Raw genomic sequence first — 16,205 nt, forward strand, 5'->3', positions numbered from 1 at the left:
CCTCTGAGGCCGGCCAGTACCCTGTCGCCCGGACGCAATATCGCTCCGCCACCGGAGGGATATGCCGCCTGACCAGCAGACTACTGCGCGGCTTAAGGGAAAGTTATCTGGCCGGTACCGGCGCCAGCGTACGGTGTTCGCCGTGGATGCGTTCCGGGGCGTTATGGACCATGGTATAGGCATAGTCCACTCCCATGCCGTAGGCGCCGGAATGCTCCTTGACGATGGCCATTACGGCGTCGTAGGTCTCTTTGCGCGCCCAATCCCGCTGCCACTCCAGCATGACCTGCTGCCAGGTCACCGGAATCACGCCGGCCTGGATCATCCGCTGCATGGCATAATCATGTGCTTCCTTTGATGTTCCCCCCGAGGCATCGGCCACCATATAGATTTCATATGCTCCTTCGGCCATGGCGCATAAAGCGAAACTGTTATTGCACACTTCGGTCCATAAACCGGAAACCACCACCTTTTTCTTTCCGTTGGCCGCCAGGGCATCGCGTACTTTCTGATCGTCCCAGGAATTCATGGAAGAACGCTCGAGAATGTCATGGGTGGGAAAGACGTCCAGCAATTCGGGGTAGGTATGGCCGGAAAAACTCAATGTTTCCACCGTGGTGATGGTGGTAGGAATGCCGAATGTCTTGGCGGCTTTCGCCAATGCCACCACGTTGTTCTTTAACGCCTGCCGATCCATGGACTGCACGCCGAACGCCATTTGCGGTTGTTGGTCGATGAAGATCATTTGACAGTTCGTGGGGGTCAGTACATCAAGTTTAGAGTCAATCATAATGATATCCATTGAGGTTTGGGTAATGGAATCGCCGGAGTATCCGCGGCGCGTCGATAAAGCCGATAGCGGCCAGGACGGCTTTTCGCTATTAAGCGGCATGGTAGGGCGTCTGGGCGGGAGAGACTATTATCTCTATGTATAACCCAGGCGGCGCCATTATCTCTTTGTATAACTAGACGCTGCTCCGGCATGCCGACCATAATCCGGTCATTGCCCATGCCGCGCGGGCCCTCACTGCTTCGGAGGTTTTATGGTTTCGCCTGATAAAGCTGAGTTAATCCTTACCAACGGGAAATTTCATACCCTCGACAGGCAAAAGCCCCTGGCCGATGCGGTCGCCGTCAGCAACGGTAAATTTCTGGCGGTGGGGACCCGCGCCGAGGTGATGCGCCACGGCGGCGATCAAACCAAGGTGATTGACCTGGGCGGACGGACGGTTATCCCCGGTTTAAACGATTCCCACCTGCATCTTATCCGCGGCGGACTGAACTATAACCTCGAATTGCGCTGGGAAGGGGTGCCGTCGCTGTCCGATGCCCTGGCCATGCTGAAAAAGCAGGCGGATCGCACGCCACAGCCGCAATGGGTAAGGGTGGTGGGAGGCTGGACCGAATTCCAGTTTGCGGAACGGCGCATGCCGACCCTGGATGAACTGAACGCGGCGGCGCCGGATACGCCGGTGTTTGTGCTGCATCTTTACGATCGCGCCTTGCTTAACCGGGCGGCGCTGCGGGTGGTGGGCTATACCAAGGACACTCCCAATCCCCCCGGCGGCGAAATCCAGCGCGACCAGGCGGGCAATCCCACCGGTATGCTGATTGCCAGGCCCAATGCCATGATTCTTTACGCTACCCTGGCCAAAGGGCCGGTCCTGCCGTTGGAATACCAGGTGAATTCTACCCGGCAGTTCATGCGCGAGCTTAACCGCCTGGGCCTCACCAGCGTTATCGACGCCGGCGGCGGCTTTCAGAACTATCCCGATGATTACAAAGTGGTGGATCAATTGGCGAAGGAGGGACAACTGACCCTGCGCATCGCCTATAACCTGTTTACCCAGCGCAAGGGCGGCGAGCTGGAGGATTTCACGCGCTGGACCGATATGGTGACGCCCGGACAGGGGGATGATTTTTACCGGCAGAACGGCGCCGGGGAGATGCTGGTGTTTTCCGCCGCCGATTTTGAGGACTTCCTCGAACCCCGGCCCGATCTGCCCCCCGCCATGGAGAACGAGCTGGAGGCGGTGGTCAGGCATCTGGTGAGCCAGCGCTGGCCGTTCCGGCTGCATGCCACCTATAACGAATCCATCAGCCGGATGCTGGACGTCTTCGAAAAGGTGAACAAGGATATTCCGTTTGACGGCCTGCACTGGTTTTTCGATCATGCCGAGACTATTACCGCCAAAAATATCGAGCGGGTACGGGCCTTGGGAGGCGGTATCGCCATCCAGCATCGAATGGCGTTCCAGGGAGAATATTTTGCCGAGCGCTACGGCGCGGAAGCCGCCGCCCAGACGCCGCCGGTGGCGCGCATGCTGGAGATGGGCATTCCGGTGGGGGCCGGTACCGATGCCACCCGGGTGGCCAGCTATAATCCCTGGACCGCGCTGTACTGGCTGGTCTCCGGCCGTACGGTGGGCGGCATGAAGCTGTTCGACAGCCTGAACCGGCTGTCCCGCGATACCGCGTTGGAGTTATATACCGCGGGCAGCGCCTGGTTTTCCACCGAACAGGGCAAAAAAGGACATATCGAGGCCGGCCAACTGGCGGATCTGGCGGTGCTGACGGCGGATTTTTTCGCTATTCCGGAAGAGGATATCAAAGCCATTGAATCGCTGATGACCGTGGTGGGCGGCAAGGTGGTCTATGCCGCCGGTGAATTATCTTCCCATGGCCCGGCGGCGATCCCGGTATTGCCGGAGTGGTCTCCCGTTACTCTGGTGCCGGGGCATTATCGGCAGCTCCCCGCCGCCGGCGCCTGCCTGTTGCCCCATAGCTGCATCGGCGCCTGCGGCGTTCATGGCCACGCCCATGACAGTGCCCGGCGTTCGGCGGTACCGGTATCGGATCACTCCGGGTTCTGGGGCGCGCTGGGCTGCAGCTGCTTTGCGTTTTAACAGCATGAAAATCTTAGCGACGGCGGCTCCGGCTCCGCCCATCGATCTGGGTTTGCTGTTCCTGCGGCTCGCCGGCTGCTTCATGCTGCTGTATGTGCATGGCATACCCAAGGTGCTTCATTTTAATGAACAGCTGGCGCACATCGAAGATCCGTTTGGCCTGGGGCCTTATATGAACCTGCTGCCGGCCATTTTCGCCGAGGTGGTGTGCCCGATTTTCATCATATCGGGGGTGGCCGCGCGGCTGGCCTGCCTGCCCATTATCGCGGTGCTGCTGGTGGCCATGCTGGCGGTCCATCCCGAATGGACGGTGGAACAGGGGCAGTTCGGCTGGCTGCTGCTGATCATTTTCATCACGCTGGCGCTGTGCGGCCCGGGACGGTGGCGCATCCGGCCGGGCTACAGAGAGGAAATCCATGACAGACGCCCAGGATAGCGGGTCCGGCGCCACCCCCGCCACGCCGGCCACCGGTGGTTTTTCCCCCTGGAGTCCGCTGCGGCAGCCGGTCTTTCGTATGCTGTGGATTGCCACTGTGGTGTCCAATATCGGTTCATGGATGAGCGATGTGGGCAGCAGCTGGATGATGCTGCTGCTGAATTCCGACCCGCTGTGGGTGGCGATGGTGCAGGCCGCCGGCAGCCTGCCGATGTTTCTGTTCGCATTGCCTTCCGGGGTCATGGCCGATATCGTCGACCGCCGCCGCTATCTGCTGTTCTCGCAGCTTTGGGTGTTTATCGCCGCCGCCGGCCTGGGCCTGCTGGCGCTCACCGGCCATGTGACGCCCATCGGCCTGCTGGCGGCGGCATTTTTGCTCAGCACCGGGGCGGCCATGAGTTCGCCGCCGTTTCAGGCCATTGTGCCGGATTTGGTAATAAAAACCGAGCTGCCGGCGGCCATTGCCCTCAACTCCCTGGGGATCAATATCAGCCGCGCCATCGGACCGGCCCTGGGGGGGCTGATATTGTCCTTTGCCGGGCCGGGGGTGGTATTTTTGCTCAATGCGCTGTCGGTGTTGGGGGTGGGTTTTGTCCTCTATCGCTGGAAGGCCGAACCCACCATCCAGCGGCTGCCTCCCGAGCATTTTTTTTCCGCCGTGCGGGTGGGGCTGCGCTATGTACATTCCGCGCCGGTTTTGAGGAACGTACTGGTGCGCGCCCTGGCGTTTTTCCTGTTCGGCAGCGCCGGCTGGGCCCTGCTGCCGTTGGTGGCGCGGCGCGAACTGGGGCTGGGGCCGGGGGGCTACGGCATTCTGCTGGCGTCCATCGGCATCGGCGCGGTGTGCGGCGCCATACTGCTGCCGGGGCTGCGGAAAAAACTCTCCCCGGACCGCCTGACGGTGACGGCCAGCCTGCTGTTTGCCCTGACCATGCTGGCCCTGGCTTTTATCCGATATTTCTGGGTTTTAACCGCTATTGAGTTTTTTACCGGCTTCGCCTGGATTACTATCCTATCAACCCTCAACGTCGGCGCGCAGCGCAGCGCGGCCCGCTGGGTCAAGGCTCGCGCCCTGGCGGTTTATCTTACCGTGTTCTTCGGTTCCATGACGCTGGGCAGCGCCATTTGGGGACAGCTGGCGTCTAAAACCGGTATCCGGACCGCCCTCTGCGCGGCGGCGGTCGGCATGATCCTCGCCTCCGCCGCCGCACTGCGCTGGCGCTTGGATAAAGATCCCGATTTGAACCTGGACGCCAGTGAACATCCCCTGGCCCCGGCGCCGGACATCCGGCAGGAAAGGGGGCCGGTGATGGTCAGCATCGAATATGAGATAGACCCGGCCCAGGCAAGGGCGTTTATGCTGGCCGTCCAGGAAATGCGCCGGGTGCGGCGGCGCGGGGGCGCTATGACCTGGGCGGTTTACGAAGATGTCCAACTGCCGGGCACCTTCGTGGAAGTGTTCGTGGTGGGCTCCTGGCTTGAGCATCTGCGGCAGCATGAACGCCATACCGTGAACGACCGGCTTATCCAAAGCCGGGTGCAGGCCTTTCACCGCGGGAGCGTTCCGCCGGTGGTACGCCACCTGGTGGCCCCCGGTTAACCGGGGCGGGCCTGACGCGAAAGTCTTTATCCAAACTGGTTACCCATGCCAGACATAGTGACATGTCATCATTTCAATTACTCACCTGTGGAGAAAATCATGAGTACTATCACTACCAATGACGGCACCAGCATTGCTTATAAAGATTGGGGCAGCGGCCAGCCCATTGTATTCTCCCACGGCTGGCCCCTGGCCGGTGATGCCTGGGAGGCGCAGATGCTCTTTTTCGGCCAGAAAGGCTTTCGGGTGATAGCCCACGATCGCCGGGGGCACGGTGCCTCCGATCAACCCTGGCAGGGCAATAATATGGATCAGTATGCCGACGATCTGGCTGAGCTGATTGATGAGCTTGATTTGCAGGATGTGATCCTGGTGGGGCACTCCACCGGCGGCGGAGAAGTGGCCCACTATATCGGCCGTCACGGCACATCCCGCGTCGCCCGCGTCGTGCTGGTGGGCGCCGTTCCGCCGCTGATGCTGAAGACGCCGGAGAATCCGGAAGGCACGCCGCTGGAGGTCTTTGACGGCATCCGTAAGGGCACGGCGCTGGATCGCTCGCAGTTTTTTCTCGATCTGGCCCTGCCCTTTTATGGCTTCAACCGCGAGGGCGTTAAATTGAATCAAGGCTTGCAGGAGTCGTTCTGGCGTATGGGCATGCAGGGGGGGATTAAAGGGGAGTACGATTGCGTGCATGAGTTTTCCGAGGTGGATTACACCGCCGACCTGCTGAAAATCGATAAACCCACGCTGATTATTCACGGTGATGACGATCAAATCGTACCCATTGCCGCGGCGGGCCTGAAGAGCGCCAAACTGGTCAAAGGCGCCCAGCTGAAAGTTTACCCCGGCGGCTGTCACGGTTTGGCGCAGCTGCATGCCGAACAATTCAACGCGGATCTGCTGGCGTTTATCAAAGGCTAGTGCGCCGCCGGGCAAATATGTACCGGTCGGCGATAATCAACAAATAACGCGCCGCCGTGCATCTTCTCCTTTGAGGGCGTTGTTAAAAAGTAACGTGCTACCGTGCCCGCGCCGGTGATAAAACCGGGGCGGTGCATTCGGGCGCCAAGGGCGTTCGGCTCCGCTTTCAAATCCTCCCGCGGCATAAAGGCGCATTTGCCGTTGAATAACGCTTTTTAAGGCGGCGAAAAGCCCTGGTTTGCCCCGCGGCGCTGGATTATGCTGAGGTTTTAGCGCGCCCGGGAGATAACATGACCGTCAGCCTGATGATCGCCAACCGGCAAACCTGGTTCGGCACCGGCAGTATCAACCAACTGGTTCCCCTATTGCAGTCCGATGCGCGGCCCACGCTGCTGTTCAGCTGCCGATCCTTCCTCGGGGGCGCGGTTTATGCGGGCTTGGCGGATACGCTGGTGCCGCTGCTGGCCGGTACCGAGATAGTGAGTCATGAGGCGTCGCCGCAGGATATTGACCGCTGGGTGGCTCGCTGGCGCGGCAAGGTACTGCGGGTGGTGGCTATCGGCGGCGGCAGCGTGCTGGACGCCGCCAAGGCGTTTGCCGCCCTGGCGGAGCATCCGCTGCCGGCCTTGCGCTATATGGAAAAGATCGGGGACAGCAAGGTGAGCGGCGCGACCCTGCCGCTTATCGCCATTCCCACCACCGCCGGTACCGGCAGCGAAGTGACGCAGAATGCCGTTATCACCGACACTCTGGTCCATAAGGTGAAGGCGTCGCTGCGCCACAACAACTTTGTGCCGCAGGCGGCGATCCTGGATCCGCAACTGCTGGCGGGGACGCCGGACCGGGTGCTGGCCTATTGCGCCATTGATGCCTTTACTCACCTTTTTGAATCCTACCTGTCCAAGACCGCCGGCAGCCTGTCTCGCGAGATGTCCCTCACTGGTATCCGCCTCTTTCTGCAGGCGTGGCCGGCATTAAACCGCAGTGATGCCGCCCGTGAAGCCATTATGCAGGCATCCTATCTGGGGGGACTGACGCTGAGCATGGCGGGACTGGGGGTTATACACGGCATCGCCGGCGAGGTCGGCGCGCTGCGCGGCTATCATCATGGACAGGTGTGCGGCCGGCTGCTGTTGCCGTTTCTGGATCTGCTGGCGGCAAGCGAACAGCCGCAACAGCGGGCGCTGATGGCGGAACTGGCCATGCGTCTGTTTCCCGATGAACAGGGCGGTCCGGAACGCTATTTGCGGGCATTCATTACCCGCAACGCCGTTGCCCCGTTTTGGCGGGAGGATTTGCCCCTGAGCCCCGAGGAGCTGGCGGTGAGCCTGGAAAAATCCAATAGCAAGAATTCACTGCTTGAGTATTCATCGGCGCAGCGCCGGGAAATGATAGAAGGGGCCTTTCGCATCGAGGAGTGAAGTGAGGTTTCTTGCCGGCATCCCGTTCCGATCGTGTCCTGTAACACGTTCGTTGCACGATCGGTGATTGCGGGCCTGGCGTGCCATGAGGCGCTCGGTCGGGCGGGAAAACCACGGCCGATTCCACCTCATTGGCGCGCTCTCCCTTTAACACGCACTTACTTTGACATGCTCGGTTATGGCCCATTCATTGAATGGGTCATATGCCTCAGTCCTTCTGTTCCTCATGCTCTTCCCACGAGCGGGCGCGCGCCACGGCCTTTTGCCAGCCGCGGTAGCGCACATTGCGCTCCACGGTTTCAATGCCGGGATGGAATTCCCGCTCGATAACCGATTTGCTCCTCACCTCGTCCAGATCGTTCCAGAAGCCCACCGCCAGTCCGGCCAGGTAGGCCGCCCCCAGCGCGGTCACTTCCCGCACCGCAGGCCGCTCCACCCGGGTGCCCAGGATATCCGACTGGAATTGCATCAGGAAGTTATTGGCCACCGCGCCGCCGTCCACCCGCAGCGACTTCAGCCGGGCGCCGGAATCCCCCTGCATGGCATCCAGCAAATCACGGGTCTGGAACGCGATGGACTCAAGCGTCGCGCGGATAATATGGTTGGCGTTGACGCCGCGGGTGATGCCGAAGATGGCCCCGCGCGCATAGGGGTCCCAGTAGGGGGCCCCCAGGCCGGTAAAGGCCGGCACCACGTAGACGCCGTTGGTGTCTTTTACCTTGCAGGCGAAATAATCGCTGTCGGCGGCGTCGCTGATAAGCTTCATTTCATCGCGCAGCCACTGGATGGCCGCGCCGGCGACGAACACCGCCCCTTCCAGCGCATAGTTCACCTCGCCGCGCGGGCCGCAGGCGATGGTGGTCAGCAGGCCGTGTTTCGACCGTACCGCTTCGGTGCCGGTATTCATCAGCAGGAAGCAGCCGGTGCCGTAGGTATTCTTGGCCATGCCCTTCTCGACGCACAGCTGGCCGTACAGCGCGGCCTGCTGGTCGCCGGCGATGCCGGCGATGGGAATACGGATTCCCCCTTTACCGCCGATATTGGTCTGGCCGTAGACCTCCGAAGAGGAGCGCACCGTCGGCAGCATGGAGCGCGGGATATCCAGCACATCCAGCATTTTTTCATCCCAGTCCAGGGCATGGATATTGAACAGCATGGTGCGGGAAGCGTTGGTATAGTCGGTCACATGCACCCGGCCCTGGGTCATGCGCCAAATCAGCCAGGTATCAATGGTGCCGAACAGCAGCTCGCCGCGCCTGGCCCGTTCCCTGGCGCCCTCGACGTTATCCAGGATCCATTTGACCTTGGTGCCGGAGAAATAGGGGTCGATAACCAGCCCGGTGGTTTCACGGACATACTCTTCCAGCCCGTCGTTTTTCAGTTTTTCGCAGATATCGGCGGTGCGGCGGCATTGCCAGACAATGGCGTTGTACACCGGTTTCCCGGTTTCCTTATCCCACACCACCGCCGTTTCACGCTGGTTGGTGATGCCGATGCCGGCAATCTGGTCGGAGCTGATATCGGCCTTGGCCAGGACCTCCACCAGGGTTGAACTTTGCGACGCCCAGATTTCCATCGGGTCATGCTCCACCCAGCCGGGCTTGGGATAGATTTGAGCGAATTCGCGCTGCGAAACGCTGACGATATTAGCCTCGTGGTCGAGAACAATCGCCCGGGAACTGGTGGTGCCCTGGTCGAGGGCTACAATGTATTTTTTTTCAGATGGCATGATGTTTACCTGCAAAAGTTATCGTTCTTATAAGGGATATTACGCTTTATGCTCGCTGCCGGCGCGGTGCGTCTCTTCCAGGCCGTCTTCGTTTACGGCGGAAGGCAGATAGGGGCCGATAAGCGCACGGTAGCCGAACGCCCCCAGGCAGGCGCCCACCACCGGCGCAATCAGCGGAACCAGGAAGTAGGGAATATCGCGTCCGCCGGTAAAGGCCACTTTGCCCCAGCCGGCCAGATAGGCAAATACCTTGGGTCCGAAATCACGGGCCGGATTGAGGGCGAAGCCGGTCAGCGGTCCCATGGATGCGCCAAGCAGCGCAATGAGCAGGCCGATGAGCAGCGGCGCCAGCGGGCCGCGGGGGATGCCGTTGCCGTCATCGGTCAGCGCCAGGATCAGGCACAGCAAAATGGCGGCGATAACCGTTTCCACAAAGAATGCCTGTATCACGGTGATGTGCGCATTGGGATAAGTGGAAAAAATGCCGGCGAGCTGCAGGCTTTCCACGCTTCCCCGTACCATATGGTTGGCCTGTTCGAAATCAAAAAACAGGTTGTAATAAAGGAAATAGACCACCGCCGCGCCGATAAAGGCGCCGAGCATTTGCGAGATAATGTAGGGCAGCAATTTACGGCCTTCGAAATTGCCGAATAGACACAGGGCGATGGAGACCGCCGGATTTAGGTGGGCGCCGGACACCGCGGCGGTGAGATATACCGCCATGGCGACGCCGATGCCCCAGATGATGCTGATTTCCCATTGTCCGAAGCTGGCTCCCGCCACCTTAAGCGCGGCGACGCAGCCGACGCCGAAGAAGATTAACAGAGCTGTTCCAAGAAATTCAGCTATGCACTGGCCTGTTAGCGTGGGCGTTTTTAATTGGCTCATAGACTTTTCCTGCTGGCATATAGGTGGATCAAGGCAGAGTAGGTTCTGCATACCAAAACAGTTGTAACCTAAAGGCATAAGTAGGTATGGAGCGAGTTTATCGTTAACGAGCAAAAACGAGAAATATCGAAATCTAAATGTGTGCAATGCGTCATGAAATGATCGAAAACGATTAATTTTGAGGGATTTCCGCTCATGAGCGAAAATTTTATTTTCGAAACATGAGGCTGCGAACCGCGCCCGGCAGGGAGCGGATAAGGAAATGGCCGCGCAAGGAACGCCGGCCTATCTACGGCGGCGCCTTGCGCCTTGAGATAAAGTATTAAACCACAAATCCATCGCCCGTCTTTCCGGGGACAGCCCTTTCGTCACTGAAACGGCTATGACTCCAGCGCCTGCGCCAGCAGGGTGATGGGATGTTCGCAGCGCTTGCCGGTTGACATCTCAATCTGCCATTTGCAGGTCTCGCAGTCCGTCACCACCAGGTCAACGCCGCTCTCTTCAATCTGGCGAAACAGCGGGGCGCCGATGGCCTGGGAACTGGCGTAATTCTCCGACTTGAACCCGTATGTCCCCGCAATGCCGCAGCATTGTGAGTCCAACACCGTCAGCTCCAGACCCGGAATGCGGCGCAACAGTTCAATCGTATAGGCGCCCCAGCCCATTTTTTCCATATGGCAGGGGGTGTGGTACGCCACCCGCAAAGGTGTATGTTTCAGGGGCAGGGTTTTGCCCCCGTCCAGCAGGCGGTAGAGATAACGGGTCGCCAGCTCCACCCGTTCACGCACCGCAGAGGTATCCACATCCAGCAGATGGGGATATTCATCGCGCAGGGCATAAATACAGCTCGATGAGGTGCCCACCACCGGTATGCCCTGCGTCAGCACCGACTCCCGCAGCGATTCATTATTAACTCTGGCCTGTATTTGCGCCTGTTGGATAAAGCCGTTGGCAATCAGCGGCACACCGCAGCATTTCTCGCGCTTTAGCAACTGCACGCCGGTACCCACGGCGTTGAAGACCCGGATCAGGTCCTTGCCCAGCTGCGGATGGTTATAATTAACGAAACAGCCGTGAAAAAACGCCACCTGATCCTGATACCGCCGCTGGCTTGCGGCCTGTTGGCGATACCAGCGGCGAAAGGTGCCGAATGAATATTTCGGCAGCGTACGGCGATGATCTATCTTCAAGGCGCTGTCCAGCAGACGGCGGACCGGCGCCAGGCCGGTGGCGATATTCACCACGGGAGCAAACGGCGTCGACAGCCGGCCCATGATATCGGTATGGCTGAGGAGAGCATCGCGCAGGCTGGGCTTGTGCTGAGAATAGCTCGCCTTCGCCCGCTGGATAATATCGCCGATGCGCACCTCTGACGGACAGGCCACCTCACAGCGTTTGCAGTTGGTGCAGTAAATCAGCGCCTCGTCGAACAACGCCGGGTCCTTCAACCGCAGCCGTTCTCCGTCCGGCCCGGCCTGCTTAGGCCCCGGATATAATGGATTCACCTTGGCCACCGGGCAGTAGGTGGTGCAGACCGTACATTTGATACAGCTTTCGAAGCTTAAGTCTTTTGGCAGGTTCATGCTGTTTCCTTAAGCGACAGGGCAATCCGCTGTGCGGCGTGCAGGGCGCTGATAAGGGAAACGCCCGCGCCGCAGCCCTGCTGCAACGGATCGTACCCCCCCAGCACCGCCCCGACGGCATAGAGATTTTCCACCGGCTCATTATTGAGCAGCGCGCGCAGGCGGTGGTCGGTTTTCACGCCGAACTGCAGATAGGGTTGGGGCTCGAAAAAACCCGCCCGGCCCCATTCGCCGCGATCGGCGTGACCCCAGACATCAGCGCCGAACACCGGTTCGTAAATCCGGTCGCGGTCGGCCATCAGTCCATTGCTGAAAAAGCTGCCGCCGGCCAGCACCACCTGCTGCGCCCGCAGCATAATATCCGAGTGGCTGCGGGTATAGACCCCGGCGATGCGCCGTCCGTCAAACTCAGCCTTCAGTACGCGGTCTCCCGGCATAAAAACGCCGCCGAGCCGGCAAAAGCGCTGGCGCAGCGCCTGAAATATACGCAGCCCCAGCAGCGAGGGCGGCAGGGTCGGCAATAAACGCACCGGCCGGCCTACCGCGGCGCGCAGCTGCTCAAGGGGGGCGGGGCCGTCCAAACCGATACAGGCCGGCAGAATGATGCACTGGGCATCCCCCGCCAGGCGATTAAGCTCTTCCGCCAGGGCCTGGGTATTTTTCGCGATATCCAGCACCCGGGCAATATTCACCGCGCGGAACTCGCTGGGATTATTACGCAGCGGATCCAGCGCCGGCAGATGGACATAGGCCGCGCCGGCTTCTATGCCCTGTTCCGTCGCCAGTGAACCGGCCACCAGATGCGGCTCGAAATCCAGGAATCCTTCGATGCCCGCCACCAATACCTTTTCCCAGGGCAATGTCTGCCCGAGTTCGGTGACCGGGATATCCTCCGGGCTGAGCCAGGTTGCGCGCCGGGTGCCCAGGGGAGTTATGCGGTAATGGTTCTGCGCCCCGCGGCCGAACAGGGGGATGCCGCATCGGGCCAGCAGCGCCTGGGAGTCACGGGCCAGGGCCGCCACGGTGTCGGCCCCAAGGATACTGTAGGGATGGCGGGGCGCCTGCCGGGCCAATTCACCCAGCGCCTCCAGGGGAGCGGTTACCGGGGTGCCGTCCGGCAGGCGGGACAATAAATCCAGCGATCCGGAAGAAAAAAACAACGCCCCCTGGCCGGCGCTGACCACGCCACAGCGTTTGCCCTGTTCCGCCAGGCGGATAGCGCAGCTTAAACCGGCCAGGCCGCCGCCAATCACCACGACATCAAATTCCATGTTCCGCCTCCGGTTTGTCATTGTCCTCACGGCCGTCAAGACCGCACAGTCCCTGGTAGACCCAACTGGTAAATTCGCTTTCCCGCAGCGCGTTTCCCCAGGCGATGGGCCGGATGCCTTTCCATCGTTCGTCAAGAAACTGCGAGAGCTGCCGGATGGACTGCCGCGGCGTGGCGACGTTAAATCGCGTCAACAGCCCGGCGGCGCGGCAGGCGCAGAGTTCGCCCTGGCAGGTGCCCATGCCCACCCGCGTCCGCCGCCTGAGGTCGGTAAGATTGTTGACGGTCAGGGAATCCACCGCATAGCGCACCTCGCCGGCGGTGACCGCCTCGCATTCGCAGACCAGGCTATTATCCAGCCGATTGCCCCGGGGCACCCGGCTGACGCGGTCGCCGTGACGATAGCGCGCCGACCCGGCAATGCTGGCGGGCAGCGGCAGCATGCCGACGGCGCTCTCCTTCGCCGGGGCGTGAGAACCGGGCAAAACCTCCCGTGCGGTGGTGCAGGATGCGTTGACGCCCAATTTTTCGCACACCTTGTCGGTGGCCCATTCCGCCATCAGGCGATAGGTCATCAGTTTGCCGCCGGTGATGGTGATGAATCCTTCCATACCGTCGCGGCTGGCGTGGTCGAGCAAAACAATGCCGCGGCTGACGTTGCGTCCGGAGGGATCGTCGTCGCTGGCCACCAGGGGCCGTACTCCGGCGTAGGCGCGCAGCAGGCGGGTAGCGGCCAGGGCCGGGGCCAGCAGCGCCCCTTCGCGAATCAGCAGATCCACTTCCTGCGCCGTGACCTGCAACCGGTCGATGTCGGCATAATCCACGTGGGTGGAGGTGGTGCCGATAAGGGAGATGGTGTCTCCCGGCACCAGAATATCGGCATCCGCCGGAGCGCGGCAGCGGTTAATCACCATATTGTTGATGCGGTGGCCCAATATCAGCAGCGCGCCTTTGGCCGGGAACATCCGGATGCGCAGGTCGGCATATTCGGCGATCTTCTGGCCCCAAATCCCGGCGGCGTTGACCACCACCTGGCCACGGATCTCATGACGCAGACCGGTCTGGTGGTCGAAAACGCGCACACCGCTGACGCGGTCGCCCTGGCGGATAAGACCGGTCACTTCGTGATAGGTTAAAAAGCATGCGCCCTGTTCGCGGGCGTCGAGCATATTGGCGACGGTGAGCCGGAACGGATCGACGGTGCCGTCCGGCACGCGTACGGCGCCGGTAAGGGAGGGATTGACCGAAGGTTCCAGCCGCAGGGCCTCGGCGGGATCGATGGCTCGCGCGTCAATGCCGGCATCGTTGCAGGAGCGGATAAAACGCTGCTGATACGCCAGGGAATCCTGCGGCAAGGTGATAAAAAGCCCGTCGGTGGGCTCGATGCAGTGCCGGGCGATATGCTTGAGAATGCGATTTTCCGCGATGCATTCCCGTGCGGACTCGCCGTCGGTCACCGCATAGCGCGCGCCGCTGTGCAGCAGGCCATGGTTATGTCCGGTGGCTCCGCTGGCGATGTCGTACCGCTCAAGCAGCAGGCAGCGCAGCCCCCGGCGGGCGCAATCCCGCGCAATGCCCGCCCCGGTGGCGCCGCCGCCGATGATGATGACATCCGTATCCGCATAAGGAGAACGGCCTTTTATTACCTTGTCCGTAACGACGTCCATAACCTAACCCTGTATCTGGCGGAACCTTAGGAGGACAGTAAGGCACAGATAAACGTAAAAAGGTTTGATTAAGAGCAAAAACGAACATTAAACGAAAATAAAAGGCGCGATAAAATCCATTTATGTGATTGCCGTCATACCTTATACGTGACTTCAGAAATGATTGAAAATCCAGTATAGCCCTGCTGAAAGCAGGATTGAGGCCGGCAGCGTCAGGACCCAGGCCATCAGCAGGTTGCGCAGCGTGGACATTTGCAGGCCGGATTTATTGGCCGCCATGGTGCCGGCGACGCCGGAAGAGAGCACATGGGTAGTGGAGACCGGCAGGCCGAACACATCCGCCGCGCCGATGGTTACCATCGCCACGACCTCGGCGCTGGCGCCTTGGGCATAGGTAAGATGTGTTTTGCCGATTTTCTCGCCCACGGTGACCACGATGCGTCGCCAGCCCACCATGGTACCCAGGCCCAGAGCGATGGCCACCACCACTTTGACCCAGAGCGGGATAAAGCGGGTCGCGCTGTCAAGCCCGCTTTTCAGCGCATCCAGATTATGCAGCGTGCCGGCCGGCAGCGTAAGGGACTTCTCCGCCTTCACGCGCTTGATGGTCTCGGAGGCCAGATACATATCATTGCGGGTATTGGAGACCGAGCGCGCCGGGATTTTGTCCATCGAACCGTACCTGCTGAGCTCATTGCCGATGGTGCCGATCAGCTGCGCCAGGGCGGGTATCACCTCCGGCGTCAGCTTGCTGGTGTCGACATAACCCGTCAGTACCGTACGGGCGGGCGTATTGCCGGTGGCGGGGAACTGCTGCAGCAAATCGTTTTTGACGGTAGTCGCCAGGGCGGCCACCTGCGGGGCTTGCTCCGGCGGCAGGGCGCGGTTCAGGGCATAGGCGATGGGCATGGTGCCCACCAGGATCAGCATGATAAGCCCCATGCCTTTCTGTCCGTCGTTGGAACCGTGGGCGAAAGAAACCCCGGTGCAGGTCAGGATAAGCAGGCTGCGGATCCACAGCGGCGGCGGACTGTCGCCCTTGGGGGCGGCGTAGAGCTGGCGGTTTTTGATAAAGACCTTCATCACCAGCAACAGCAGCGCCGAGAAGACAAAACCCACCACCGGCGACAACAGCAGGGAATAGCCGATGCTGATTGCCTGGCCCCAGTCGACGCCGCTGGCGCCGGTGCGGCCGTGAATCAGCGCGTTGGCGACGCCGACGCCGATAATGGACCCGATAAGCGTATGGGACGAAGACGCCGGCAGACCGAGCCACCAGGTGCCGAGATTCCATATAATGGCGGAAAACAGCAGAGCATAGACCATGGCGAAGCCATTGCCGGTGCCGGCCTGCAGAATAAGCTCTACCGGCAGCAGGGAAATAATGCCGAACGCCACGATGCCGCTGGAGAGCACGACCCCGAGGAAATTAAAGAAGCCGGACCATACCACCGCCACCATCGGCGACAGTGAATGGGTATAGATGACGGTAGCCACCGCGTTGGCGGTATCGTGGAACCCGTTGACAAATTCGAAGCCAAGGGCAATCAGCAGGGCCAGACCCAATAACAGGAAGGGAACATAGCTGGTATATTCCTCGCCGGCGTTGGTCACGTCGTTAAAAAGATTCACTCCGGCGAACGCGATGCCGAGTACCAGAAGCAAAACAAAAAAAAGAACAGATGTCCGACTGTTCTTTTTATATATTTTCGGCAACCCCGGCGCGGCTTGCGCACCCTGCCGAATGGCGCTGTTTTCGCTCATAGAAGACCTTTATCCAGTTA

General features: G+C 60.5%; 12 protein-coding genes. 5 read left to right on the plus strand and 7 right to left on the minus strand.

The window, feature by feature from the left end; all coding sequences use genetic code 11:
* Nucleotides 1-103: 103 nt before the first annotated feature.
* Nucleotides 104-790, minus strand: coding sequence for a hydrolase (locus ACL2XJ_RS20625; RefSeq protein WP_132921772.1), 687 nt, complete (start codon nucleotides 788-790; stop codon nucleotides 104-106).
* A gap of 253 nt (nucleotides 791-1,043) precedes the next feature.
* On the opposite strand from ACL2XJ_RS20625, the gene ACL2XJ_RS20630 reads away from it, so the two are divergent.
* The 5 genes from ACL2XJ_RS20630 to ACL2XJ_RS20650 all read left to right on the plus strand — a co-directional run bounded on the left by ACL2XJ_RS20630 (nucleotide 1,044) and on the right by ACL2XJ_RS20650 (nucleotide 7,284).
* Complete coding sequence (locus ACL2XJ_RS20630) at nucleotides 1,044-2,906, plus strand: amidohydrolase (protein ID WP_203521585.1); 1,863 nt, start codon at nucleotides 1,044-1,046, stop codon at nucleotides 2,904-2,906.
* Between the two features lie 4 nt (nucleotides 2,907-2,910).
* Nucleotides 2,911-3,342, plus strand: coding sequence for a DoxX family protein (locus tag ACL2XJ_RS20635; RefSeq protein WP_413724336.1), 432 nt, complete (start codon nucleotides 2,911-2,913; stop codon nucleotides 3,340-3,342).
* Nucleotides 3,323-4,942 (plus strand): MFS transporter, encoded by a 1,620-nt coding sequence (locus ACL2XJ_RS20640; protein ID WP_413724337.1) that lies wholly within the window; start codon nucleotides 3,323-3,325, stop codon nucleotides 4,940-4,942. Before ACL2XJ_RS20635 ends, ACL2XJ_RS20640 begins: the two co-directional genes overlap by 20 nt.
* Before the next feature lie 99 nt (nucleotides 4,943-5,041).
* A complete protein-coding gene (locus tag ACL2XJ_RS20645) occupies nucleotides 5,042-5,863 on the plus strand; it encodes an alpha/beta fold hydrolase (RefSeq protein ID WP_203521582.1) in 822 nt (273 codons plus the stop codon).
* 290 nt (nucleotides 5,864-6,153) lie between these two features.
* The gene (locus tag ACL2XJ_RS20650; protein WP_413724338.1) at nucleotides 6,154-7,284 is read left to right on the plus strand and encodes an iron-containing alcohol dehydrogenase; all 1,131 of its coding nucleotides are present in this window, start codon (nucleotides 6,154-6,156) and stop codon (nucleotides 7,282-7,284) included.
* A 208-nt stretch (nucleotides 7,285-7,492) separates the two neighbouring features.
* On the opposite strand, the gene glpK is transcribed toward ACL2XJ_RS20650, so the two are convergent.
* The 6 genes from glpK to ACL2XJ_RS20680 all read right to left on the minus strand — a co-directional run bounded on the left by glpK (nucleotide 7,493) and on the right by ACL2XJ_RS20680 (nucleotide 16,185).
* Complete coding sequence (gene glpK, locus ACL2XJ_RS20655; protein ID WP_132921767.1) at nucleotides 7,493-9,013, minus strand: glycerol kinase GlpK; 1,521 nt, start codon at nucleotides 9,011-9,013, stop codon at nucleotides 7,493-7,495.
* Between the two features lie 39 nt (nucleotides 9,014-9,052).
* Complete coding sequence (locus ACL2XJ_RS20660; RefSeq protein WP_132921766.1) at nucleotides 9,053-9,901, minus strand: MIP/aquaporin family protein; 849 nt, start codon at nucleotides 9,899-9,901, stop codon at nucleotides 9,053-9,055.
* 380 nt (nucleotides 9,902-10,281) lie between these two features.
* Nucleotides 10,282-11,484, minus strand: a complete 1,203-nt coding sequence (gene glpC / locus ACL2XJ_RS20665) for an anaerobic glycerol-3-phosphate dehydrogenase subunit GlpC (protein WP_413724339.1) — start codon at nucleotides 11,482-11,484, stop codon at nucleotides 10,282-10,284.
* The gene (gene glpB / locus ACL2XJ_RS20670; RefSeq protein WP_413724340.1) at nucleotides 11,481-12,755 is read right to left on the minus strand and encodes a glycerol-3-phosphate dehydrogenase subunit GlpB; all 1,275 of its coding nucleotides are present in this window, start codon (nucleotides 12,753-12,755) and stop codon (nucleotides 11,481-11,483) included. The genes glpC and glpB overlap by 4 nt, the downstream gene beginning before the upstream one ends.
* Entirely contained in the window at nucleotides 12,745-14,421 is a 1,677-nt protein-coding gene (glpA, locus tag ACL2XJ_RS20675) for an anaerobic glycerol-3-phosphate dehydrogenase subunit A (RefSeq protein ID WP_413724341.1), read from the minus strand. The genes glpB and glpA overlap by 11 nt, the downstream gene beginning before the upstream one ends.
* A 153-nt stretch (nucleotides 14,422-14,574) precedes the next feature.
* Nucleotides 14,575-16,185, minus strand: coding sequence for an inorganic phosphate transporter (locus tag ACL2XJ_RS20680; RefSeq protein WP_203521576.1), 1,611 nt, complete (start codon nucleotides 16,183-16,185; stop codon nucleotides 14,575-14,577).
* Nucleotides 16,186-16,205 lie beyond the last annotated feature (20 nt).

Source organism: Sodalis sp. RH16, from assembly GCF_047324245.1.
GTDB lineage: Bacteria > Pseudomonadota > Gammaproteobacteria > Enterobacterales > Enterobacteriaceae > Acerihabitans > Acerihabitans ligni.